We start from the raw sequence: 22,609 nt of genomic DNA, 5'->3' as shown, positions 1-22,609 counted from the left end.
AGGGCATTTCTGCTCAAAAGGGATCGTTTCATTGTCTTTCTCGCTTGCGTTGGAAGCTCGTGCTCAGATCTGGACCGGAGTAAATCCGTATGCCTTGCCGTCCTTGACGAAGGTGCCGGTGCCCGGGAACGGGAAGTGCGACCCGGAAATGCGGATATTGTCCGATATCACCCGGTCGATGATCTTGTGGCGCGTGGCGATTGCCGTCGGTCCGTCCTGGTCGTAAGCGCCCTGCCACTCCGGATGCGGCGCCAGCAGCGCCGGCACATACATGGTGTCGGCCGAGATCATGATCTGCTCCTTGCCGGAGTTGGCCAGGTAGACAGAATGGCCTGGTGTGTGGCCGGGCGCGGCGATGATCTGGATTCCAGGCGTGACCTCGGCGCCGTCCTCGACCAGCTTCCAGTTCTTCCATTTCGGAAAGTTCTCGGCGATGCGCTTGCCCGCCGGCTTGCGGCCCTCGGGCAGCTTGGCCAGCCGGCTTGGGTCGGTCCACCACTTGTATTCGGTGGCATTGACGATGAGCTCGGCATTGGGGAACACCGGCGCGCTGGTGCCCTTTTCCATCAGGCCCCAGACATGGTCGGGGTGGAAATGCGAGATCATGACGGTGTCGATCGCCTTGTAGTCGATGCCGGCCGCGGCCATGTTGGCCGGCAGATGCGTGGCATTGGCCTGCCACTGGCCGACGCCCGAGCCGGCATCCATCATGATCAGCTTGCCGCCCATCTTGAGCACGACGACAGTGAGCGGGATGGGCATGAAGTCGGTGGTCAGCCCCGCTTTGGCGAGTGCTGCCTTGGTGTCCTCGACCGAGACATCCTTGATGAAGGCCGGGTCGTGCGGCTTGCGCCAGATGCCGTCATAGATGGCGGTGATCTCGATATCGCCGACCTTGTATCTGTAGAAGCCGACGGTGGGCTCCACCGGAGCTTGCGCGAAGGCCGGACCGATGAATTCAAGCTTGCCGGCAAGGCCGAAGGCGGCAGCAGCGGCGGCGGTGCCAAGCACTGTGCGGCGTGTCATGGTGAACATGGTGATCTCCTGTTCGAGGTGGTGGCTAAAGCCGCGAATGGCCAAAGTCCTGGAAGGAACGACGGAGAGAGGCCGGTACCCAGGGGCCGACTCCGCTCCATGACTTCAGCGACCCCAGAGGCTGTCGTTGTTGTGCCTGGTGATGATGTCCTGCACCGACCCCTGGCTCGGCCCCGTCTTTATCCTGGTGTCGACGCCATTGGGGCGTGCCGTGTAGGGGATAGAGCCGGTGGCATTGGTGTCGACCGGAGCGACCGGCTGATTGGCGTTGTTGGCGCCATGATCGCTGCCGGCGAAGGCAGCGCTCGAGGCAAGCATCATGGCAGCCACGCTGAGTGCGAGCTTGGTCATTTTGGCTAGGTCCTTGTTTCGTTTCCTCGGCGCGGGCCGTCAGATTTGGCCCCGCTACAGTGAAGACCCTGCAGCCCCGCGCTTTATTCCCGGGCGCGATGAGATTTTTTTGAGGGAGAAAATCAGGGGCTCGGCGGCCACAGGACTGGTGTTCCTCGCCCACGAATATCAGCGAGAGGAACCAGGCTGGGAATGCCGCTGCCTTCCGGCACGCCAACCGCGTGCACGCACGAAAGGCGCCGGCGCAGCGCGCCGGCGCCTCCAATGATACGCCGAGCCCGTGCTGGTTACGGACAGGTCTTCTTGCCGCAGACCGCGATGCAGATCGCCGGATTCGAACAGGTGTAGGTTTTTCTGGAGCTGGTCCCGGACGAAGACCCGCTGCTGGAAGCGGCGATCTGCCCGGCCGCCCCCTTGGACAGGTCCAGTGCCTTCATGTCGGGATCGCGCGCGGCGATCTTGCCGCATGTTTCGCTGCCGCAGACCGCCCTGCAGATTGCCGGGTTCATGCATTTGTAGGCCGCGAAGACCTCGGTCGGAAGAATTGCGCAGAAAACCGTAATGCCCAGTATCAATCTTTTCGCCGCACGCATTTTTATCTCCAGGGCCAGCTTTCCGATGTCACGGAGGCCTGGCCGCCCACCCCCGCTCCCGCGCATGCCGTTGCACCCGCGTCCGCCGGCGCGACCATGCCCGCGCCGGGACAAAGGCGTGTCGCACTGGCGGCACAGGCAAGTGGCACCGACGGAACAGGTGACCGGCTTGCCATGCGTGAGCGGCGCGGCCGCATGCGTCTCATGGCGCGCGGCCGGCGCGCACCTCCGATGGGGTCATGCGATAGCGGGACCGGAATTGCCGGTAGAAGGTCGAGGGTTCGACCAGCCCCGCCTCGAAAGCGAGGTCGGCGATCGGCCTTGCCGAAAAAAGCGGGCTGGCGAGCTGTCGGTGGACCCGCTCCAGCCGTCTTTGCATGACATAGTCGGAAAAGCCGTGCCCCTCTTCGGCGAAAAGGCGCCTGATGTAGCGCGGGCTGAGCCCCAGCCCCCGGCCCGCCGTCTCTGCTGAGAGCCGCGCTCGGTGCAGGTTCTCTTCGATGTAACGCTTGATGGCATGCATACGGGCCGCGCGAACGCCGCGACCGGCGACCACCTCGTCGACCTCGCGGTTGGCGCCGACTGCCGCGGCGAAGAGATCGGCAATGTGCTGGGCGGCCAGCGGTGCCAGACCGGGGCTGATCGCCCCACGCGCCACCGCCTCGATATAGGCCAGCAGAAGCCGCGCTTCAGGCGTGCCGGGGTTGATGGCATCCGGCCTGAGATCGCCGACATGGCGAAGGAGAGGAGTGAGCATCGATCGGGCAAATCGGGCGCAGATCGTCCAGTCGCCGTTCGGCGCCCTCGCTCGCCAGCTCCGGTCCATCGGCATGATGCAGGGCGCACCGGGCGAGGTCTCAACCGCCTCGTGCCCTGCCGTATCGAAACGCCACCCACCCGCGATCCAGGACACCACCACGTCGTCATTGGCGTCCTGCTGGAGCGCGGCCGTGCGTTCCCAGGCCATGGGCGCGACCTGCCCGTGGGCCACGCTCACCCCTGGCAGGATGGTGGTGGAGGCGCTCAGCCGCAACTCGCCGCGTTCAAGGGGCGCAAGGTCCAGCCGCATGCAGATGCGGCCATAAAACTCGCGCACGGCGGCTTCGCGGTCGCGGTCCGAAAACTCGTCTGTCGACAGGACGATGACATTGTCCTCGGTCGCCACCGGCGTTCGATCCCCCGTTTAGAACCTCACAGCGAACCGCTTTTTCGTGCGGGCAACGGCGGCATTTCAAGACTTATGTGGAAGCTCCGCGCAAATGTGGCACGAGGCGCAAGGAATGTGGCCGCTGCTGCAAAATCGACCGGTAAAATTGCGCCGGAGAGCACGGCAAGGCTCTTCACATACCTGCTGATCGAACACCGCTTTCCCATTGATTCATTTTGCCTTTCGGCTGGCACGCCGCCTCTATCGCAGTTCGCGGATCCAGTGCCACATGGTGCGGTTCTCGCCATGGCCGAGGGACTGGCTGCGCCCTTGGGCGGCATGTGCCCGCATCTCCCGCGGGGTCATGTCGAAGGAGCGGCGGAAGGCGCGCACGAAGCTCTTGCGGTGACCGAAACCATAGCGACCGGCGATCTCGGCAATGCTTTCGTGCCGGCGGCCGGGATCGGCGAGCTCGGCGCGGCAGCGGCGCAGCCTCTCCTCCTGGATATATCTGGAAAGACCGCCATGAGGCTCGAAGAGGTAATACAGCTTGCGCATGGAGATGCCGAACATGGCAGCGATGGCCTCGGCGGTGAGGTGCCGGCTGCGGATATGCGCGTCGATGTGGCGACGGATCTCGCCGGTAAGCGCCAGGTGGACCGAAGCGGCGTTCTCCTCCGCCACAGCCGAATTCACGGCCGCGGCGGCGAGTTCCAGCGTCGGCCCGATCACCGCTTCGGCGTCCTGACGGCTCATTGCGGGCGCGGCCCCGTAGAGGCCCACAAGATGCCCGCGCAACAGCGCCGCCAACGGTGCGTTGCCGGAAATGATGCGCATATTGTGCTCGTCCGGCGCCTTCAAGAATGGCGCCAGCAGGCGGCGCGGCATGGTCAGGTTGAGGCTGTCGAAATCGGAGGTGCCCGTCGACTGGGCCTGTGCCAGGTCGGCCACGATCAGGTCCCCGGATGAGGCCTTTTCATCCGATGCGCCATCGCGCCGTCCATGGCTTCCGCGCAGGCAGACCTGCACAGTGATGTGATCGAGGCCGTCGCGGCCGATCCGGGCGCGCGAGCGGTCGAAGCTTTGCGCCATGCACCCATACGAGGTGAGGACGATCTCGCCGAAATGAAAGGCATCGGCGTGGAAATGAAACCGGTCATCGCCGGCGTTGCGCAGGCGAACGTCGTAGAGCAGGCCGATATTCTCCTGCCACAACGCAACGGCTTGCCGGGGTGCAAGGCCCACCGTGTCCAGCACGCAGCGCTGAACCCCGGTGTCGACGAATTGCCTTTGCGGCACAACGCTTTGACTGCTGTCTGCTGCTGCCACCCGCCATGCCCCCGCAATCCGCGAACCGCTCACAATATGCATTTATGCCGGGGCGCGACAACGCCTGATTGCACGGCCGCCCGCCGGAAATGTCGGCTCAGAGCTGGCTCACCACTTCGGTGTATTCCCTGACCTCTCCATCCTGCCCACGAATGCGCCAGTTGCCGCCGTCGCAGTCTTCCACGTAATCCGGCCCGATCGGCACCTTGCCGCCACCGTCGGGCAGGTCGAGCACGTAGACCGGATTGCAGATGCCGGACAGGCGCGCGCGCAGCGCGGCCACCAGCGCCTGGCCTTCGGCGATCGTGGTGCGGCGGTGCGCCATGCCGCGCGCAAGGTCGCCATGGTGGAGGTAATAGGGCTTTACCCCCAGGCGGTACATCAGCTCGCGGCAGAGTTCTTCCTGCACCTCGACAGTGTCGTTGACGCCCTTGAGCAGGACGCTCTGGTTGAGCAGCACGAAACCGGCCTGCCGCAGGCCGCGGCAGGCCGCCTCGGTCGCATCGGTGATCTCGCGCGGATGGTTGAAATGGGTGACGACCGTGATCATCAGCCGGCCTTGCAAGGCAGAGATCAGCCCTGGCGTGATGCGTGAAGGCAGCGAGACCGGCACGCGGGTGTGGATGCGCATCAGCCGCACATGCGCGATCGCCTCGATGCGGGCGCGGATTTCGCTGAGCGCCTTGTCAGGCAGCGAGAGCGGATCGCCGCCAGTCAGGATCACCTCGCGGATCTTGGGGTGGGAAGCGATATAGGCGAGCGCCGGCTCCAGGGCTTCGCGCGTATAGCCGCGTCCGATCGAGGTCAGGGACTCCTTGCGGAAGCAGAAGCGGCAATAGACCGCGCATTGATAGGTTGGAAACAGCAGCACCCGGTCGGCATGGCGATGCGTCAGCCTGGGCACCGGGCTGAAGGCGTGGTCGCCGATCGGGTCGTCGAGCTCGCCTTCGCCGGTCACCAGCTCGTCGGGAGACGGGATGACCTGCGCCCGGATAGGATCGGCGGGGTCTTCCCAGTCGATCAGGTCGAGATAGGATTTGGGGATACGCACCTTGTGGCGGGAGGCTGCTTCCTGGGCCGCCGCGCGTTCGCCCGGCGACAGCGGCAGCACGGCCAGATCGCGCACATGGCGCACGCCGGCGCGGATGTCGTCCTGCCAGGTGACGTCGGCATCGGAAGCGGACTCAGCTTCGGCCGTCGTCGCATCGTGGAGCTGTGTGGTCATGGGGTTCTCGAGGTCTTTGGCGGACCTATCGGCCGGATGGCCTGCCGGGTCAACCGCCTTGCGCCCGCCTTCCCCGTGTAGCAAGGAGGGTCTGTGCTCTCGAAAATGCCGCGGAGAAGACCCCGATGGAATCGCAGAAGCGGAAGCGGGACTGAACTTGGGAACGCCGGCCATGACGACCATTTACGAATTCGCGGTTGTCGAGGGCCAGGAATGGGTGCTTCCTCTCGACGACGCCTACTACGAGGTCTTCTCCTCCCTTGACGGAACACCCCTCGAGAACTGGGATCCACCGGTCATGCGCCGCGTGTCGGAGGGCGACCCCCACTATTCGGACTTCCCCTGGCTTGGCGAGCATGCCCCGCTTTTGCGCAAGCCTGCCGTCGATGCGCTGAAGGCATATCTGCTGCCCTATGGACAGCTGATCCCGTTGCGCGGGGAAGAGGTCTGGCTGTTCAACGTGACCACCGTGATCGATGCGCTGGACGAGGAGCGGTCCGGAATCGTCTATTTTGATGACGGCGCCATTCTCGCGATCGAGCGATACGAATTCGACGCGGACAAGATCGGCACCGCCGAAATTTTCAAGCTGCCGATGCGCGCGTCCCCGGTGTTCGTCAATGACACATTCGTCAATCGCGTGCGCGACGCCGGACTGCGGACGGTATCGTTCAAACCCAGGTGGCGCCGCATCGATGGGTGACGTTTGACGGCCCTGCGATGCCAACTAGATCAGGTTCTGTCCGCCATCGATGCGGATCGTCTCGCCGGTCGTGAATTCGCTTTCCATGAGGTAGAGATAGGCAGGGGCGACGTCGGCGGGCGTAGCGACCTTCCTCGCGGGCAGGCGCTCGGCCATGCCGGCGAAAAAACCGGATTTCGCCTCACCGACGAGTTCGTCCCACATCGGCGTGTCGACCCATCCCGGCGACACGATGTTGACGCGCGTCGGGGCCAACTCCAGCGCCAGCGCCCGGGCGAAATAGCTGAAGGAACCGGCGATCGCGGACACCACCGAGCCGCCGGGAACCGGCGGGCGGTCCTTGTTGATGCCTGACGTGAAGGTCATGGACCCTCCGGCTTTCAGCGTGCGCACGCCATGTTTGGCGAGCATCACGGCGCCGATCAGCTTGTTGTCGACGAAGCGCCGCACGAAGTCCATGTCGGTCTGGCCGATCGGGTCGTTGGGCGGCGGCGTGCCGGCCGTCGAGACGAGGTGGTCGAAGGCACCGGTTTCGTCGAATATCCGTGCAATGTCCGCCTCATCAGTCATATCAGCGGAAAGGCCTCGCACGCGACCGCCCGGGCCGAGCGTCCGTTCCGCGGCCTTGAGCTTTTCGCCCGAGCGGCCGACGATCACCAGCTCCGCGCCGCGCTCCAGTGCGGCTGCCGCTACGCCGAGCCCTATGCCGGAACTGCCTCCGACGACAATAATTCTCTTGCCCTTGAGCGATGCCATGGGAACCTCCGTCTTCAGGATGGACTGCTGGATTACGCCTTGCCGGCGTGGGCCGCCTCGAGATCGGCGACGATGATCTTGCTCATCTTGTACATCGCCTGCCGCGCCCGGCCGGCCTTGTCGCGGTCCGGGTCGTTCATCAGGCGCAGGGCCGCTTCGGGGATCACCTGCCAGTAGACGCCGAATTTGTCCCTCAGCCAGCCGCAAGGCTTTTCCGCGCCGCCGCCCGCCGTCAGCGCGTTCCAGTAATAATCTGTCTCGGCCTGGTCCCTGGTCTCGATGTAGAGCGAGATCCGCTCGTTGAAGGGCGGCATCGAGCCGGCATTGAGCGCGGTGAAGCGCTGGCCCTCGAGCTCGAAGTCGAAGATCGCGTGTGGCACCGTTTTGTTCGTGCCGCCGACAAAGTCGGTGAACTCGATCGCCTCAAGCGCCCGGCCATTCTTGAATACAGACAGATAGAAGTCGCGCGCCTCTTCAGCGTTGAGATTGAACCAGAGGAAGGGGTGAACGGTCGCCATGCTGCACTCGTGAGGTTTGATCACAAATCCTGCGAGCATTCTGTCCAGCATGCGCTGGACAGACAATCCAAACTTTGGCAAGGATCTGTGATCATATCTCACAGATTGGCCATGATCCGCAGACTTCCCCCACTCAACGCGCTGCCGGCCTTCGAGGCCGCCGCGCGGCATTTGAATTTCTCCAGGGCAGCCGCCGAGCTCAACGTCACGCACGGCGCCGTCAGCCGGGCGATCAAGCACCTTGAGGAACAGCTCGGCGTGCTTCTGTTCGAGCGCGCGACGCGCTCGGTGCGCCTCACCGCCGTCGGCGAACCCTATGCGAGGGCGGTCCACGAGATGCTCGACCAGCTTGCGGCCGCCACCCAATCGGCGACGGCCGCCCATTCGGCCTCGACGTTGAACGTCTCCACCTCCGACGGCTTCGCGGGAAAATGGCTGGTGCCGCGGCTCTATCGCTTTCATCGCGCGCATGGCGACATCGACGTCAGGATTTCGACGACCGGCAGGTTGACCAATTTCCTTGGCGACGGCATCGACGTCGCCATCCGCTATGGCGCGGGAAACTATCCCGGGCTTACATCGGAATTCCTCACCGGCGAGGAGGTGTTTCCGGTGTGCAGCCCGAGGCTCATGCAGGGCGCCTGGCCCCTGGAGAAGCCCGACGATCTCAGGCACCACACGCTGATCCATGATGGTTTCCCGATCGGCTGGGCGGCCTGGCTGTCCAGCGCGGGAGTGGAAGGCGTGGATCCGCGGAGCGGGATTACCTTCGATTCCGCCACTTTCGCGGTCGAGTCGGCCGTGCAAGGCGAAGGCGTGGTGCTTGGCCGGACCATGCTCGTCGCGGCCGACCTCGCCACCGGAAGGCTTGTCCGCCCTTTCGGCCACGCGCTGAAATCGGTTTCCAGCTTCTACCTGGTCTACCCTCCGGACGCGGTCCGCCGGCGCAAGGTGAAGGCTTTTCGCGATTGGCTCTTTTCGGAAATGACGGCGCAGGGTGCCACGGCCGTTTCCGGAGAGTAGCCTCTGCGCTAGCTTCTCAGTCCCGGTGCCTCCTGCCCGGTGCGCTCGACATATTCGGTGTAGCCGCCACCATAGGTGTGGATGCCTTCCGGCGTCAGTTCCAGCACGCGATTGGACAGCGCCGCCAGGAAATGGCGGTCATGCGAGACGAACAGCATGGTGCCCTCATACTGCGACAGCGCCTCGATCAGCATCTGCTTGGTGGCGATGTCGAGATGGTTGGTCGGCTCATCCAGCACCAGGAGGTTGGGCGGATCGAACAGCATCAGCGCCATCACCAGCCGCGCCTTTTCGCCGCCCGAAAGCACCCGGCACTTCTTCTCGATCTCGTCACCGGAAAAACCGAAGCAGCCGGCGAGTGCCCGAAGCGGAGCCTGGCCGGCCTGCGGAAAATTGTCCTCCAGCGTCTGGAACACGGTGCGCTCGCCTTCGAGCAGTTCCATGGCATGCTGGGCGAAATAGCCCATCTTGACGCTCGGACCGCGCGCCACCGAGCCCTGGTCGGGATCGGACGTGCCGGCCACCAATTTCAACAGCGTCGACTTGCCGGCGCCATTGACGCCCATGACGCACCAGCGCTCGCGGCGGCGAACCTGGAAGTCGAGCCCTTCATAGATCGAACGGCTGCCATAGGCCTTGTGGACGTTCTTCAACGTCACGACGTCCTCGCCGCAGCGCGGCGCCGGCTGGAACTCGAAATTCACCGTCTGGCGGCGCTTGGGCGGCTCGACGCGATCGATCTTGTCGAGCTTCTTCACCCGGCTCTGTACCTGGGCCGCATGCGATGCGCGGGCCTTGAAACGTTCGATAAAGGCGATCTCCTTGGCCAGCATCGCCTGCTGGCGCTCGAACTGCGCCTGCTGCTGCTTGTCCGCGATCGCGCGCTGCTGCTGGTAGAATTCGTAATTGCCGGAATAGGCGGTGAGCGAACCACCGTCGATCTCCACCACCTTGTTGACGATTCGGTTCATGAACTCGCGGTCATGCGAGGTCATCAGGAGCGCGCCGTCATAATTTTTCAGGAACTGCTCGAGCCAGATCAGGCTTTCCAGGTCGAGATGGTTGCTCGGCTCGTCGAGCAGCATGGCGTCGGGCCGCATCAGCAGAATGCGCGCCAGCGCCACGCGCATCTTCCAGCCGCCGGAGAGTTTTCCGACGTCGCCGTCCATCATCTCCTGCGAGAAACCGAGACCGTCGAGCACTTCCCGCGCCCGGCCGTCGAGCGCATAGCCGTCGAGTTCCTCGAAGCGGTGCTGCGCCTCGCCATAGCGTTCGATGATCTCGTCCATCCGGTCCGCCTGGTCGGGATCGGCCATAGCTGCTTCCAGCGCCGCCATCTCGGCCGCCACTTCGCTCACCGGCCCGGCGCCGTTCATCACTTCGGCCACCGCGCTGCGGCCATCCATGTCGCCGACATCCTGGCTGAAATAGCCGATGGTGACGCCGCGATCGACCTGCACCTGGCCCTCGTCGGGCTGTTCCTGGCCGGTGATCATGCGGAACAGCGTCGTCTTGCCGGCGCCGTTGGGGCCGACGAGCCCGACCTTCTCGCCCTTCTGCAAGGCGGCCGACGCCTCGATGAAGACAAGCTGACGGCCGTTCTGCTTGCTGATACTTTCCAGTCTGATCATGAGTGGTCCGGGATGATGTGAGGGAATTGTCCCGGCCCATACGCGAATGACAGCGGCGGGGAAAGAGGCGGAAGCGCCGCATCGGACGCAGCGCCCCTTTCCCACGGCGGAGAAGGGAGAAGCGGCGCTGCCATAAGCATTCCCTCGACGGCGGCCACCGCGGCGAAGAACCAGGTGGAGACAGCCGCGCACAAGCACGTCGAGCATCCCAAGAAACACCGCAAGCACACCCGCAAGCACATCGCCAGGAAGCACGCCGTCAGGAAGCCCAGGCTGCGGCTTGATCTTCTCAAGCTCGAACAAGGAGATAGAGCGGCATCTTGATTCTCTTTGATCGCTTCTTCCCGATGTCCTCCCGTAAAAAGGCCGCCACGCGCAAAAAGCATGGCGGCTTTTCTTTGGCGGCAGCGCCATCACGGCTTTCCGTTATGGCCATCCATCGGATATTCCGATGACGCTATCGGCTTCTTCCGTTTCCATTGCCTGCACCTGCCTGTCATTCCCTGCCATCGATCATCAAGACAAGGGCTGCGGACATGGACATTTCCAACACAAAAACCCTCATCGTCGGCGGCGGCTCCGGCATGGGCCTGGCACTGGCGCGGCATTGCCTTGATGCCGGCGCCGGCGTGATCATCGCAGGGCGCAGCGCGGACAAGCTGCACCACGCCCGCGAGACGCTGGGCAACCCCGCCACGCTGGACACCATTGTGGCCGACATTACCCGCGAGGACGAGGTCGCCGCCCTGTTCGAGCGGATCGGCCAGCTCGACCATATCGTCAGCACCGCCGCCGACATCGAGGGTGCCTATCAGCTGTTGCCCGCGCTGGATCTCAAGGCTGCGCAAAGGGTGGTGGAAAGCAAGCTCTACGGACCGCTGCTGCTCGCCAAGCATGGTGCGCCCCGGCTGTCATCCACGGGCTCCATCACCTTCACCTCGGGTATTGCCGCCTACAGGCCGGCGGCGCGCGGCTCGGTCGTAGCCGCCGTCAACGCGGCGCTGGAAGGGTTGGTGCGGGCGCTGGCGGTCGAACTGGCGCCGATCCGTGTCAATGCTGTGTCGCCGGGCTGGGTCGACACCTCGATCTGGGCTTATGTTGCCGGGGATCGGAAAGACGAGATGCTCAATGCCATGGCAGAGCGGCTGCCCGCCGGCCGGGTCGGCCGGCCCGACGACATCGCCTCGGCCATCGGCTTCCTGATGCGCAATGGTTTTACGACGGGGACAACGCTGCATGTCGAGGGCGGGCATCGGCTGGTTTGACCGGCGTGAAGCTCCCGCCTGCGGCCGCCAGCAGCAACTTCAGGGCTGGCGGCTGCACGCGCCTGCGCCGCCAGATCATGGCGAGCGCAACCGTGCGGGCCGCGCCTGGCCACTGCATTTCAATGAGTTCGCCCCGCTCCAGCGCCTCCGCAACGGCCATATGCGGCACCAGCGCAAAACCGGCACCCGCCGCCACCAGGCCGGCGATGGTGCCGATGCTGCCGACTTCGCACGCCGGCTTCGGCGCAGCGAGGCCTGCCTCGGTAAAGGCGGTATCGAACATGTGCCGGTAGACGCATCCGGGCTCGGTGGCGACAAAATTCATCGCGGCAAGCCCGGCGAGTTCCTCCCGCACTGGGCCCTGCCCTGGAGGGCCGACCAGCACCAGGGGTTCAGCCGATACGGTTCGCCTCGCCAGCCGTTCATCGCGCTTGAAGGCATCACCGCGGTCAAAGCAGAAGGCCACATCGATTTCGCCGTCGCCGAGCTTGCGCAGCAGCTCACCGCTGCCGGCGACCGTCAAGCGAAAGGCAATATCGGGATGGCTGGCCTGAAACCGCGCGAGCCAGTGCGCAAGCCTTGTCGAAGCGATCGTCTCCAGAGCGCCGATCGTCAGCGAGCCGCTTACCTGCCCAGCACCTGCCTGAACGGCGGCGCGCGCCTCGTCAGCCAGCATCAGCAACTCTTCCGCGTAAGGCTGCAAGGTTCGGCCCGCTGGCGTGAGGTCCAGACCAATGCGCGAGCGCACGAACAGCGCGGTCCCGAGGTCAGCCTCGAGCGTCTGGATCTGGTCGCTGACGCTCGACTGCGCCAGATGGACTTCTCGTGCGGCACGCGTGATGTTGCGGCTACGCGCCACCGCCAGGAATGTCTTGAGCAATCTGGGATGCATCAGGCGGCTGATATCACTGCAACTGCGGCTTCTTCAGGAAACTGCCGCGATCGGCGGATTTGACGCGCAGCCAGGTTTCGCGGCCGTCGCGCAGGACCCGCATCGGGATCTCGGCGCCGGCCGAACCGCTGTCCCACAGCTTGCGATAGAAATCGGCCAGCCCGTCGACGGCGCCGTCGCGTATGTCGGAGATGACGTCGCCCTCGCGCAGGCCCGCCTTGGCGGCTGGGCCGCCTTCGGTCACGCTCATCACCACCACCCGCCCGTCGCTTTCGGCCGAGAGGGCGCCGAGCCATGGCCGTGGCGGCCGCGCCACCTGGCCGCGCGTCAGGAGATCGTCGAGGATCGGCGGCAATAGGTCGATCGGCACCACCATGTTGATATCGGCGACCTCGCCGTTGCGGCTCATCTGCAGGCGCAGCGACCCGACGCCGAGCAGCGCGCCCTTTGCATCGAACAGCGCCGCGCCGCCCCAGGAAGGATGCGCCGGCGCGATGAAGATCGCTTCCTCGAGCAGATATTCCCAATAGCCGGCGAATTCCTGCTTGGTGACGATCCTGGCCTGAACCGACTGGCCGATGCCGTCGGCAAGCACCACGCTGTCCCCGATCCTGGCCCTGCCGGCGTCGCCCAGCGCCACCGCCGGCAGGCCAAGCGGCGCCAGCGCCTGCACCAGGCCAAAGCCCGATTCCTGGTCGTAGGCCAGCGCATGCGCCGGCACGACGCGGCCGTCATGCGTCGTAAGCCACACCTCTTCCGCCTCGGTGATGAGATAGCCGATGGTCAGCACCAGCCCATTGTCGCGAATGACGACGCCGCTGCCTTCGCGCAGCGTGCCCAATGCCCCGGCAGTGAAGGCATCGTCTGGAATGGTGGCGCGCACCGCCACGACTGAGCGTCTGTTGGGATTGATGGGCATACTCTTGTCCTGGACGGGCTTGGGGGTCACGTTCCTATAGGTATGGCACGCGAACCAAGCCGCAAGGGGTTGGGGGCCTCCCCTCCATCCTTTCGAAGCCCGAAGGGAAGATGAGCGGCATGGTCATTGACAATAGTTCAACGCAAGTTGAACTTTCCCGTTTGCAGCCCTAGCTGTAGGTGCAACTGCCCAGTCCCGTTTCCAACCTGTCTCTCCCCCACACTACGAGGCCCTGCGATGACCGAATACACTCCGCCGAAAGTATGGACCTGGAACAAGCCGAGCGGCGGCGCCTTCGCCAGCATCAACCGCCCGATCGCGGGCCCGACGCATGACAAGGTGCTGCCGGTAGGCAAGCACCCGTTGCAGCTCTATTCGCTGGCGACGCCGAACGGCGTCAAGGTGACGATCATGCTGGAGGAATTGCTGGCGCTTGGCCACAAGGGCGCCGAATACGACGCCTGGCTGATCAGGATCAACGATGGCGACCAGTTCGGCAGCGGCTTCGTCGAGGTCAATCCGAACTCCAAGATCCCAGCACTGATGGACCGAAGCGGCGCCACGCCCATCCGCGTCTTCGAGTCCGGTTCGATCCTCACCTATCTCGCCGAGAAGTTCGGCGAGTTCCTGCCGACCGGCCAGCCGGCGCGCGCCGAGACCCTGTCCTGGCTGTTCTGGCAGATGGGCTCGGCCCCTTATCTCGGCGGCGGCTTCGGCCATTTCTATGCGTACGCGCCGACCAAGATCGAATACGCCATCGACCGCTTCGCCATGGAAACCAAGCGCCAGCTTGACGTGCTCGACCGCCGCCTGGCCGAGACCGAATATCTTTCCGGCGCCGGCTACTCGATCGCCGACATGGCGGTCTGGCCTTGGTATGGCGGACTGGCGCTCGGCCGCATGTACAATGATTCCGGCGAGTTCCTTTCGGTGCAGGACTACAAGAACGTGCAGCGCTGGGCGAAGGCGATCGACGAGCGCCCTGCGGTCAAGCGTGGACGCATGGTCAACCGCGCCTTCGGCGAACCCGCGATGCAGTTGCACGAACGCCATGATGCCAGCGACTTCGACACGAACACGCAGGACAAGCTGGCGGCCGAATGAAGTGCGAGAGCGGGCAGCGCCGCTGCCCGCTCCCCGTTTGATTTGCGAAAGCATCGATGACGGCAGCGTCTCACCTGGAAGGAGGCGTGGGCCATCGCGCCAAGTTCGATCAGCGCGGATCCGCTCGGGCGCCGCTCAGGACGGCAATGCGTCTCCTTCTGTCGTCGCCCAACGTCAATAGCGATAGCGGTCCCCTCCCACAGGTCACCTAGAAAATCTGTTGCGCAAATGCCGGCCGAGGCGCAACGTGTTGCCAGCAGATCGATATATGCGAGCAAATCGATCCTGCGTCGCGGTGTCTATGCCGCGTAGGGCATGCTTGGGGTTGCAGCGGCGCCAACGTCCTTTTCGGGCGCGGGCACACCGCTTTGGTTGGGTCGGGGGAACAGATGACGCTCACACTGATCGGGGCCGGTTTCGGCCGCACCGGCACATGGTCGACCTTCGCCGCGCTGAACAGGCTCGGCCTGCCCTGCTACCACATGCAGGAAGTGATCCTGAACAAGGCCAACAAGGGCCATCTCGATTTCTGGCGCAAGGTGGCCAACAGCCCGCCCGGCACGCAGCAGGACTGGAGCCGGGTGTTCGGCAATTACAAGGCAACGGTCGACAATCCCGGCTGCTGCGTGTGGCGCGAACTGATGGCCGCCTATCCCGATGCCAAGGTGCTGCTCACCTTGCACCCGCGCGGCGCGGAAGCCTGGTATGAGAGCACCATCGACACGATCTACTTCACCGAGAATGTCTGGCAGTTCAAGATCCTGGAATGGCTGACGCCGTTCGGCCGGAAATTCGGCGACATGTCACGCAAGCTGATCTGGGGCCGCACGCTAGCCGGCGTCATGGGCAACCGCGCCAAGGCCGTGGCGCGCTACAACGCCTATGTCGAGGAAGTGAAGGCGGCGGTGCCGCCGGAAAGGCTGCTGGTGTTCAAGGTCAGCGAAGGCTGGGCCCCACTCTGCCACTTCCTCGACGTGGCGCAACCGAACGAACCCTTCCCCAATCTCAACGACCGCGAGACCATCAAGAAGATCATCGCCGACATCATCAAGGGCTCCTACATCATGCTGGGGCTAAGCGTGGCGGCGGTTATGGCGGTGATAGCGGCGCTGTGGTGGTGGCTGGGGTAGTTGGGCGCCGTTCGTCGATCCCTCGGTGCAGCAGGGGCGAAGCGACGCGGCTTTGCGATCCAGGCCACGACGATTACCAAAAAGCGCTGCGGTCAAAAACAAGGGCGTCGTTGTCGATACCACCAAGCAGGCTGAATCGCGCGATCACCGTGTTAATTGGTGCCGCCGTCCGAGGACCGTCGTACCCGAATTTCAATGCGCCGGCGCTCCCGGATATCGCCACCGTGGCTGCCGTCGGCGATAATGTCTCCCGGCATTACGAGCTGTGCCGCTGACAAGGGAATGATCTTGACACTGCCCAGCCGTCCCGTCTGGATCAATGCGTTCGCTACCGCGATCGCGCGCGAGAGCCCCAGCCCCGCATTGTCGGCCGGCGTCAAATCGCTGATAGCGCTGGCTCCGTTCATCGCCGAGATCGCGGCCGCGTCGAGGTTGGACGGTTTGGCCGGATTGATTTTCTGCTCATCCGTGTGACCGACGATCTCGACGACATCGACTTTGTAGCGTGTCAGCAAAGACAGCACGTCGTCTGTCACCTTGGTCTGCAAACGAGCCCGGAACGCGTCGGTGAGAGCAGCGCTGCCACGTTCAAATGTATAGCCGTCGTCGCTCAACGTTATCATCGGCGGCCACTGCATCGATGATTCAGCGTCTGCGCTCCTGTCGTTGGAGGCCGACAGCGTCTTTTCAAGTCGGTCCAGCAGACGGGGGTCAGCGGCTTTGGCTTCGCTGATTTCGAGCAGCAATTTCCGCAGCGTCGGGTCTGACGTCGGCGCGGCATCGATGCCCTTTTCCGCAAGCCCGTCAATCACCGCTTTGGCCGCCACGAGCTCGGTCCAGTTGGCTGGCGGCAAAGGAAGCGCCGCTTTTGGAAACAGCGCCTGCAGGCGCGCCAGTTCGGCACGCATGTCGGCAAGCTGGCCCACCGTGATGTCCAGGTTCGCGGAGGCCTGCAGCTCGGCGATCCTCTCATCTTTTCGCTGTGCGATGCTGGCCGATACCAGCAGGAGACAGAAAAGCAGAAGGAGGAGAAGCTCGGCCATCGTGAGCCCAAGCACCACGCCTCGGCGATGGCCGCGTTCCCCTTCGGCGATAAGCGAGGAAGGCATCTTCATCGACATCGTTCCACACTGACCATGCAACGCGCTTTAGCCGCCACGCCAGAGCCGTCTGAATAGACCCTGCCGCGTCGGCGCTCGATCATAACCCTCAAATGTCGCCGCAAGTTTGTCGAGCACATCGCTGGCTCGACGCGCTTCCGCCGTGGACTGTTCCAGCCCTCGCCGAAGCTCCGCCACATCGCCAAGACGGGAAGAGAAATCGCTCATGGCGGTTTCGATCGCCCGCTGCAAACCGGCCACGACCGGCTCCAGCCGAACCTCGATGACCTTGTCGGGTGTCGACATGCTACCGAGCTTGTCGGCGACCGACTGCGTCGCGGCCGCAATCTGAGTACTGGCGCTGGTCAGGATGGCGTTGATATCGTGAACTGCCTTGGCTGTCTGGTCGATGCCACCCCGCAGTTCCTTGGTGTCTATTCCATTCTGGATCGCCAGCGAGGATACCCTGATGTGCTCGGAAGCCTCTTTGGCGAGTAGGTCCAGCGACTGAACCAGGGATTTCGCCGAGGTTTCCACTTGCGTTCGTATCTCGTCATAGCCCTCTTGCAGCATCTGCTGGTTGGAGCGTTGGAAATGGTTCATCTCGCTCAGGATGCCATCGAGTTCCCGGCGCACCTTGCGGGACGCTTCCGCAAGCTCGAGACGTGACACGCGTTCCACCTCCATGGGGTCGCGCCGGAGCTGATTGAAGACGATGCGAAATGCAATGCCGGCGATGGTGGAGGCAACCGCGATGCCGAAATTGCGCACGATCTCGTCGACCGCGCCACCGCCCCCATATTGGTAAAGCGAAACGGCGAGGCTGGTGAGCGTGAAGATGAAGCCCATGTAATAGAAGTTGTCGCCGGTTTGATCGTCGCGCAGCCGGAGCCCGCGCGCGATCATGATCATCGCCGCATAGCCGGTCATCAGCGCGATCGGCACAAAGGTAACGACGAATGCCGAGACCGAAAGCGATTTGGCTGCAACGATGTAGGCGGCACCCAGGCCGGTAAAGACGATAAAGACTATTGGCGCCGCAGCGTCCAATTGCCGGCTGGCCGCGCGGGGCCGTCTCACCCTTCAACCCCTTGCAACGACTTGGCGGAGCTGAAAACGCCGTGATTGTAATCAATCCACTGCTGCCAGAATGCCATCAACGCGACGCTGTCGACGGGCGACTTCGCCCGGCGTATGAGCCAGATCGACACATCGCTGCCAGCGAGATCCGTAGCGAACCGGTTTGCCGCGGGCGATTTTTTGAAGGCATCGAAATCTGTGGCGCCGCGGTAGTGGGAGAAGAACTCGGTGTTCTCGAACATGTCCGAAACGACAATCAGCCGCGAGGGGATCGCACGCGCTTTCTGGGCGACCAGATGGCTGACGGCTATCGACTGAATGCCGGCCATGATCGGCGAGCTGTCGGCCTTGTTTGCCTCGACCGCTTTCTCAAGCGCAACCAGCAGCGGCTGGCCGAATCCCGCTTGCCAGCGCTCTCGCGCCAGCGCCGCATTGCCGGTGAAAGCACTGAGGTCGCCGCCATTGCCGGGGTTGCACAGCGAGAAGAGTTCTTTCGTATAGGGTGCCGCAGCCGTAAGGGCTCTGATCTCGAGCAAGCCACCGCGCTGGATGCCGGAGGCGGTATCGCGCAGCAGGGTCTGGATGTTCAGTTTGGTGACGTCGGCGATTGCATCCGTGGTATCGATCAGGATGATGGTTTGCGACGCAGCTCCGACAACCGGGCAAAGCCGATCGTCAAGTTCGACGAGTTGCGAGCGCGCCGAGACATAGACGTAGGTAAAGCCCACTGCCGCGGCAACGAGGCCGAGCGCGAACAGAATGATCCAGCCCCAGTTGAGAAGGTTGGAAGGCGAGCGCCGGGACCGTCGACCGCTCATTGGGCTTCAGGCACCAGCACATCCAGCTCGCGATACTGCTTCAACGCCGCCTCGAACTGTTCACCCAGGCCAACCAGCATCTTGTCGAGGTCGCCTTGCGCATCCTTGATGGAAGCTTGCAATTCGTCGCTGTTCCATTCCCCGTCGCGGAAATACTGAACGCCGATCCGGCCGAGTTGGTATGGCCGCGAAAAGCGCTCCGGCGCGGGTGTCGTGCGTGCCGCGATATTGGCGTCCCTGTAGATTCGGAACAGGCTGTTTGCGGCACGTTCAAGCTGAGCTTGGTGGGCGTCGAACAGCCCAACCAACCGAGAGCGATGCGCCACGATCGCATCGTGTTCTGTCCGCTGCTTGCTGAGATCGGCGCGCGCATCGGCGAGTTCATCCTCGTAACCACTGCGAACATCGGAAAGCTCGCCGATCAGGCCTTGCCGCTTGTTTCGATAATTTGCCCGCGCCTCGTCAAGCCGGTGATCAACCGTGGCGTAGCCTGGATAAGTGTCACGCATGCTGAGCCCGTCGATCAGGGCAAAGAGCGAAAACATCACACCGAGGAAGAAGAGTATCCAGGAGCGAAATTCGTTCAACGCGAATGGCGCGCTTAGCAAGCGTCGCATCACCTCGTCGCCATTGGTCGCGATCGTTCCGGCAACCTCGCGGTAATGCGCCAGTCCCAGATTGATGGCAATCGCGGCGCCGATATAGGCGGCGATGGCCAGAATGCCGACAAATTTACGAAAAATCGAGCGATGCGCGATCTCGCGCACGCCATAGAGGGCGAACATTAGCGCGACGCCGACATTGAGAATCGCGAAGATCAGCGCCTCGACGATGCCGCCGACCAGCCCGAGCTCGTTTCGCTTTGCAAGCAGTTCGCCATTGATGACGAGCTCTGCCATCACCAGCGCCACCACAAAGAGCCATTTCAACGTGGTACCGATGGCCGTGGTTTTCTTGCAGGGGCGGCGAAGCCCGTTCTGATCCTTGAAATCACGATGCCAGGACTCTGCCTCCTTCAGATCGCGCCGCAGCCCATGCAGATCATCGATCCCCATCCGCAATTCGGCTTTCAAGTCGGAGAGACCAGCCGTGGATGCCGCCTTTATATTGGCAAAGCGCGATTCAAAGTCGAGGTCGATGAGACGCTGCCTGAACCCCGCAAGTTGGTTCTCCAGGTGATCGTGGGATTGTTTCTGGGCGGCTCCGACCAATTCGATGATATCGTTTTCAACGGCATCGTAAGGTAGGTCATCGCTTTGAGGCAGATTCTCCCTGCCCCGCTTCTCGCCTTTCTCCGCAAGCCGCATATCCGTTGCAATGCGCTGGACGTCGATGTCGGGGAATGACTCTGTCGTCGGCCTATAGGCATGCGGCGGCCGCAGCAGCCGTTGCTTGAGCTTTTCCAGTGACCCGAACATTCCACCCCACGTACACTCTTCCGACCCCCCGGATCGACGCTAGCGGTAAGCTTCGGATTCTTCAACGAGTTTCGCCCAAATCGAAATTCGACCTGAAATATCTCTCGCGGACGCACAGCATCTGCAACTCCGCCGGAATGACTGTCTATTGCTAGGGAGCCGTATTGCACTTCACACCGTATACTGCATGGTCGCTGTTGTTGACCAAACGCCGCAGTTCGATCGCACGGCGAAGCTCTTGCCCTACCCAGCGAGCTTCCCATCCTTCGCGATTTCCCTCCCTCCACGATATACCGTGCGCTCCTTCGGCACCGCCACCACTGCCTCGGGCACATGCTCGGCCCTCAGCGTCACGAAATCCGCCCTGGCGCCGACGGCAATTCCGTAACCTTCAAGTCCGAGCGCCTTGGCCCCGGCATAGCTCACCACGTCGAAGGCCGCTTCCAACTCGCCGTCCTGATAGAAGCCGGAGCGGTAGCCGATCATGTTGGCGCGGTTGAGCATGTCGCCATCACCATAGGGCCACCAGGAATCGCGGATGTTGTCGGAGCCGCCGAATACGGTGACGCCGGCCGCGCGCAGCGCCGCCACCGGCGGGAAGGCGTGGTTGCCGGGTGCGTTGGTCATGATGGCGACGCCCGATCCGGCGAGCATTTCGCCGGCCTTGGCCAATGCCTCGGGGCCGATATCGCCCAAGGTATAGGCGTGGCTGACGCAGACACGGCCTTGCATGCCGAGCGCCTTGGTGCGCGCGGCGATCTCCTCGATCTGGAACAAGCCGAGGCTGCCGCCGTCATGCAGATGGATATCGACGCCAGCGCCATGCTTTTGCGCCAGCCCGAACACCACGTCGAGATGGCTCTTCACGTCGCGGTCGAAGCTTGCCGGGTCGAGCCCGCCAACGAGATCGCAGCCGAGCCTGAGCGCCTCGTCGAGCAGTTCCGGCGTGCCCGGCGACGACAGGATTCCGCTTTGCGGGAAGGCGACGATCTGGATGTCGATGCGCTCGCGATAGGTCTCACGCACGGCCAGGATCGTCTCCATATGCCTCAGCCCGACCGAGCCATCGACCATGACGTGGCTGCGCAGGGCAAGGCTGCCGTTGCCGATACAGAGTTCGAGCTGGTTCTTCGCCCGCTCTGCCATGGGCGCCGCCGCCGCGAGGTTACGCGCCTGGAAGTTAACGCGCTCGCGCACATCGAAACCGTCACTGCAGGGAATATGCGGGCGCCACGCATCGCCGTAAAAGGAGGTGTCGAGATGGATATGGCCCTCGACGAAACCCGGCACCACGAGCACGCCGCCGAGATCGATGATGGTAGCGTCGGCGGCCACTTCGCCACCAGCCGGCGCGACAGCGCTGAAGCGACCGCCGGCGACGGCAAGGTCGACCAGCGCGCCGCTGTTCAGCTTTGCGTTTCGGAAAATGGTGGTGTTCAAGATTGGGAAGATCCTTCGCTGCTGTCGACATCATCCACCATGAGCGCATGGCTGGCGTCAACGCCGCAACAGGTGGAAACAGTTTCCAAGGGACCGCGAAGATCCGGCCCGAACAAGGCCATAGTCGCACATCTTGAATCGGCACGACAGGCCTGCTTCCTGGCTCGTTGACTCCGGCGCCCCGGGGAACAGCGCCTTCGCATCACCGCCGGCTGGTAGCGGGCCGCCGTCGGCACCGTAGCGTCGGCAGCGAAGCCGGCCCTATCGCTGTCGAAAGGGCGGGCTGAAGCCGACTACAGGGCGGGACAGAGGCAGGAGACCGCAAGAGATCTGGCATCCCGCGCCGTCAGCGGCCGCCCTCACCCCAACTCCACCCACACCGGCGCGTGGTCGCTGGCGCCGCCCTCACCGCGCACGCCGCGGTCGATGCCGGCAGCCCTGAGCTTGCGGGCGAGCATCTTCGACAGCAGGATATGATCGAGCCGCAAGCCCGCATCGCGCGGCCAGCGGTTCCGTCGGTAATCCCAGAAGGTGTAGAGCGTCTCTTTGGGGTAGACCTTGCGCAGTGCGTCCGTCCAGCCTTGCTCGATGAGCGCCGCAAAGGCTGCCCGGCTTTCCGGCTGTACCAGCGCGTTATCGTCGTAGGAGCGCGTGGCATAGATATCGCGCGGCTCGGGCACGATGTTGTAGTCGCCCGCCAGCACCACCGGCAGCCCGGTATCGAGCAACTGTTCGGCATGTGCGGCCAGCCGCGCGTGCCAGGCGAGTTTGTACTGAAATTTCGGCCCCGGCTGCGGGTTGCCGTTCGGCGCGTACAGGCAGCCGATGACGATGCCGTTCACCGCCGCCTCGATGTACCGGCTCTGCCTGTCCGCATCGTCGCCGGGCAGCACGTCGCGCGTCAGCACCGGCTCGGCGCCCCGCGCCAGTATGGCAACGCCGTTCCAGGTCGGCTCCCCCTTCCACACCGCGCCGTAGCCGGCATCGGCCAGGGCAGTGCGCGGAAACTGCATATCGCGCGCCTTCAATTCCTGAAGGCAGACCACATCGGGGCTTGCCGCCGCCAGCCAGGTCAGCAGATTCTTCAGCCGGCTGTTGACGTTGTTGATGTTGAAGGAGGCGATTTTCATCG

The 22,609-nt window shown here is 63.7% G+C and carries 22 protein-coding genes; 5 read left to right on the top strand and 17 right to left on the bottom strand.

Annotation, left to right across the window (positions count from 1 at the left end; all coding sequences use genetic code 11):
• Window positions 1-63 precede the first annotated feature (63 nt).
• The 6 genes from LB551_RS02550 to LB551_RS02525 form a co-directional block, all read right to left on the bottom strand.
• On the bottom strand, window positions 64-1,035 hold the full coding sequence (locus tag LB551_RS02550) for an MBL fold metallo-hydrolase (RefSeq protein ID WP_140552288.1): 972 nt from the start codon (window positions 1,033-1,035) through the stop codon (window positions 64-66).
• 105 nt (window positions 1,036-1,140) lie between these two features.
• On the bottom strand, window positions 1,141-1,386 hold the full coding sequence (locus LB551_RS02545; RefSeq protein WP_140552289.1) for a DUF680 domain-containing protein: 246 nt from the start codon (window positions 1,384-1,386) through the stop codon (window positions 1,141-1,143).
• Window positions 1,387-1,673: 287 nt separating this feature from the next.
• Entirely contained in the window at window positions 1,674-1,979 is a 306-nt protein-coding gene (locus tag LB551_RS02540) for a hypothetical protein (RefSeq protein ID WP_140556412.1), read from the bottom strand.
• A gap of 202 nt (window positions 1,980-2,181) precedes the next feature.
• Window positions 2,182-3,144, bottom strand: a complete 963-nt coding sequence (locus LB551_RS02535; protein WP_224658086.1) for a helix-turn-helix transcriptional regulator — start codon at window positions 3,142-3,144, stop codon at window positions 2,182-2,184.
• Window positions 3,145-3,387: 243 nt separating this feature from the next.
• The gene (locus LB551_RS02530) at window positions 3,388-4,455 is read right to left on the bottom strand and encodes a helix-turn-helix domain-containing protein (RefSeq protein WP_224658085.1); all 1,068 of its coding nucleotides are present in this window, start codon (window positions 4,453-4,455) and stop codon (window positions 3,388-3,390) included.
• A gap of 97 nt (window positions 4,456-4,552) precedes the next feature.
• Window positions 4,553-5,680: a KamA family radical SAM protein gene (locus tag LB551_RS02525; RefSeq protein ID WP_224658084.1), complete on the bottom strand. Its 1,128-nt coding sequence runs from the start codon at window positions 5,678-5,680 to the stop codon at window positions 4,553-4,555.
• Window positions 5,681-5,852: 172 nt separating this feature from the next.
• Between LB551_RS02525 and LB551_RS02520 the strand changes: the two genes are divergently transcribed.
• The gene (locus LB551_RS02520; RefSeq protein ID WP_224658083.1) at window positions 5,853-6,383 is read left to right on the top strand and encodes an imm11 family protein; all 531 of its coding nucleotides are present in this window, start codon (window positions 5,853-5,855) and stop codon (window positions 6,381-6,383) included.
• Window positions 6,384-6,407: 24 nt separating this feature from the next.
• Here the strand turns inward: LB551_RS02520 and LB551_RS02515 are convergent, their stop codons facing one another.
• A complete protein-coding gene (locus LB551_RS02515) occupies window positions 6,408-7,139 on the bottom strand; it encodes an SDR family oxidoreductase (RefSeq protein ID WP_140552295.1) in 732 nt (243 codons plus the stop codon).
• A 32-nt stretch (window positions 7,140-7,171) separates the two neighbouring features.
• Window positions 7,172-7,657 (bottom strand): VOC family protein, encoded by a 486-nt coding sequence (locus tag LB551_RS02510; RefSeq protein ID WP_224658082.1) that lies wholly within the window; start codon window positions 7,655-7,657, stop codon window positions 7,172-7,174.
• A gap of 111 nt (window positions 7,658-7,768) precedes the next feature.
• Here LB551_RS02510 and gcvA point away from each other — a divergent pair, with 111 nt between their 5' ends.
• Window positions 7,769-8,680 (top strand): transcriptional regulator GcvA, encoded by a 912-nt coding sequence (gcvA, locus tag LB551_RS02505; RefSeq protein ID WP_224658081.1) that lies wholly within the window; start codon window positions 7,769-7,771, stop codon window positions 8,678-8,680.
• Window positions 8,681-8,688: 8 nt separating this feature from the next.
• Here the strand turns inward: gcvA and LB551_RS02500 are convergent, their stop codons facing one another.
• Window positions 8,689-10,311 (bottom strand): ABC-F family ATP-binding cassette domain-containing protein, encoded by a 1,623-nt coding sequence (locus LB551_RS02500; protein ID WP_224658080.1) that lies wholly within the window; start codon window positions 10,309-10,311, stop codon window positions 8,689-8,691.
• Window positions 10,312-10,847: 536 nt separating this feature from the next.
• On the opposite strand from LB551_RS02500, the gene LB551_RS02495 reads away from it, so the two are divergent.
• The gene (locus LB551_RS02495; protein ID WP_140642734.1) at window positions 10,848-11,576 is read left to right on the top strand and encodes an SDR family oxidoreductase; all 729 of its coding nucleotides are present in this window, start codon (window positions 10,848-10,850) and stop codon (window positions 11,574-11,576) included.
• Here LB551_RS02495 and LB551_RS02490 read toward each other — a convergent pair.
• Both LB551_RS02490 and LB551_RS02485 read right to left on the bottom strand, forming a co-directional pair.
• Window positions 11,527-12,468 (bottom strand): LysR family transcriptional regulator, encoded by a 942-nt coding sequence (locus tag LB551_RS02490; RefSeq protein WP_224658079.1) that lies wholly within the window; start codon window positions 12,466-12,468, stop codon window positions 11,527-11,529. The genes LB551_RS02495 and LB551_RS02490 overlap by 50 nt on opposite strands.
• Before the next feature lie 13 nt (window positions 12,469-12,481).
• On the bottom strand, window positions 12,482-13,387 hold the full coding sequence (locus LB551_RS02485) for a S1C family serine protease (RefSeq protein WP_140552302.1): 906 nt from the start codon (window positions 13,385-13,387) through the stop codon (window positions 12,482-12,484).
• A gap of 237 nt (window positions 13,388-13,624) precedes the next feature.
• On the opposite strand from LB551_RS02485, the gene yghU reads away from it, so the two are divergent.
• The gene (gene yghU / locus LB551_RS02480) at window positions 13,625-14,491 is read left to right on the top strand and encodes a glutathione-dependent disulfide-bond oxidoreductase (RefSeq protein ID WP_140552303.1); all 867 of its coding nucleotides are present in this window, start codon (window positions 13,625-13,627) and stop codon (window positions 14,489-14,491) included.
• 389 nt (window positions 14,492-14,880) lie between these two features.
• On the top strand, window positions 14,881-15,621 hold the full coding sequence (locus tag LB551_RS02475; protein WP_224624309.1) for a sulfotransferase family protein: 741 nt from the start codon (window positions 14,881-14,883) through the stop codon (window positions 15,619-15,621).
• A gap of 152 nt (window positions 15,622-15,773) precedes the next feature.
• Here LB551_RS02475 and LB551_RS02470 read toward each other — a convergent pair whose 3' ends face one another.
• The 6 genes from LB551_RS02470 to LB551_RS02445 all read right to left on the bottom strand — a co-directional run bounded on the left by LB551_RS02470 (window position 15,774) and on the right by LB551_RS02445 (window position 22,607).
• The gene (locus LB551_RS02470) at window positions 15,774-16,736 is read right to left on the bottom strand and encodes an OmpA family protein (protein ID WP_181172565.1); all 963 of its coding nucleotides are present in this window, start codon (window positions 16,734-16,736) and stop codon (window positions 15,774-15,776) included.
• Window positions 16,737-16,769: 33 nt separating this feature from the next.
• Window positions 16,770-17,801, bottom strand: a complete 1,032-nt coding sequence (locus tag LB551_RS02465) for a hypothetical protein (protein WP_224658078.1) — start codon at window positions 17,799-17,801, stop codon at window positions 16,770-16,772.
• Window positions 17,798-18,619 (bottom strand): hypothetical protein, encoded by an 822-nt coding sequence (locus LB551_RS02460; protein ID WP_224658077.1) that lies wholly within the window; start codon window positions 18,617-18,619, stop codon window positions 17,798-17,800. The genes LB551_RS02465 and LB551_RS02460 overlap by 4 nt, the downstream gene beginning before the upstream one ends.
• Window positions 18,616-20,037 (bottom strand): hypothetical protein, encoded by a 1,422-nt coding sequence (locus LB551_RS02455; RefSeq protein WP_224658076.1) that lies wholly within the window; start codon window positions 20,035-20,037, stop codon window positions 18,616-18,618. Before LB551_RS02455 ends, LB551_RS02460 begins: the two co-directional genes overlap by 4 nt.
• A gap of 243 nt (window positions 20,038-20,280) precedes the next feature.
• The gene (locus LB551_RS02450) at window positions 20,281-21,477 is read right to left on the bottom strand and encodes an amidohydrolase family protein (RefSeq protein WP_224624306.1); all 1,197 of its coding nucleotides are present in this window, start codon (window positions 21,475-21,477) and stop codon (window positions 20,281-20,283) included.
• Between the two features lie 359 nt (window positions 21,478-21,836).
• Window positions 21,837-22,607 carry an exodeoxyribonuclease III gene (locus LB551_RS02445; RefSeq protein ID WP_224624305.1) on the bottom strand — a complete coding sequence of 257 codons (771 nt, stop codon included), beginning with the start codon at window positions 22,605-22,607 and terminating at the stop codon, window positions 21,837-21,839.
• Between the last annotated feature and the right edge of the window lie 2 nt (window positions 22,608-22,609).

Source organism: Mesorhizobium sp. BR1-1-2 (assembly GCF_020165435.1).
In the GTDB taxonomy this organism is placed as follows: Bacteria; Pseudomonadota; Alphaproteobacteria; order Rhizobiales; family Rhizobiaceae; genus Mesorhizobium.
The sequence above is the reverse complement of the archived record's forward strand: the minus strand, read 5'-3'. Positions and strand labels throughout refer to the sequence as shown.

Coding starts and splice junctions, on each gene's coding strand:
- LB551_RS02470 (WP_181172565.1), bottom strand. CDS start 16,736: ATGAAGATGCCTTCCTCGCTTATCGCCGAAGGGGAACGCGGCCATCGC.
- LB551_RS02455 (WP_224658076.1), bottom strand. CDS start 20,037: ATGTTCGGGTCACTGGAAAAGCTCAAGCAACGGCTGCTGCGGCCGCCG.
- LB551_RS02495 (WP_140642734.1), top strand. CDS start 10,848: ATGGACATTTCCAACACAAAAACCCTCATCGTCGGCGGCGGCTCCGGC.
- gcvA (WP_224658081.1), top strand. CDS start 7,769: ATGATCCGCAGACTTCCCCCACTCAACGCGCTGCCGGCCTTCGAGGCC.
- LB551_RS02540 (WP_140556412.1), bottom strand. CDS start 1,979: ATGCGTGCGGCGAAAAGATTGATACTGGGCATTACGGTTTTCTGCGCA.
- LB551_RS02475 (WP_224624309.1), top strand. CDS start 14,881: ATGACGCTCACACTGATCGGGGCCGGTTTCGGCCGCACCGGCACATGG.
- LB551_RS02550 (WP_140552288.1), bottom strand. CDS start 1,035: ATGTTCACCATGACACGCCGCACAGTGCTTGGCACCGCCGCCGCTGCT.
- LB551_RS02490 (WP_224658079.1), bottom strand. CDS start 12,468: ATGCATCCCAGATTGCTCAAGACATTCCTGGCGGTGGCGCGTAGCCGC.
- LB551_RS02445 (WP_224624305.1), bottom strand. CDS start 22,607: ATGAAAATCGCCTCCTTCAACATCAACAACGTCAACAGCCGGCTGAAG.
- LB551_RS02510 (WP_224658082.1), bottom strand. CDS start 7,657: ATGGCGACCGTTCACCCCTTCCTCTGGTTCAATCTCAACGCTGAAGAG.
- LB551_RS02460 (WP_224658077.1), bottom strand. CDS start 18,619: ATGAGCGGTCGACGGTCCCGGCGCTCGCCTTCCAACCTTCTCAACTGG.
- LB551_RS02545 (WP_140552289.1), bottom strand. CDS start 1,386: ATGACCAAGCTCGCACTCAGCGTGGCTGCCATGATGCTTGCCTCGAGC.
- LB551_RS02515 (WP_140552295.1), bottom strand. CDS start 7,139: ATGGCATCGCTCAAGGGCAAGAGAATTATTGTCGTCGGAGGCAGTTCC.
- LB551_RS02525 (WP_224658084.1), bottom strand. CDS start 5,680: ATGACCACACAGCTCCACGATGCGACGACGGCCGAAGCTGAGTCCGCT.
- yghU (WP_140552303.1), top strand. CDS start 13,625: ATGACCGAATACACTCCGCCGAAAGTATGGACCTGGAACAAGCCGAGC.
- LB551_RS02500 (WP_224658080.1), bottom strand. CDS start 10,311: ATGATCAGACTGGAAAGTATCAGCAAGCAGAACGGCCGTCAGCTTGTC.
- LB551_RS02485 (WP_140552302.1), bottom strand. CDS start 13,387: ATGCCCATCAATCCCAACAGACGCTCAGTCGTGGCGGTGCGCGCCACC.
- LB551_RS02520 (WP_224658083.1), top strand. CDS start 5,853: ATGACGACCATTTACGAATTCGCGGTTGTCGAGGGCCAGGAATGGGTG.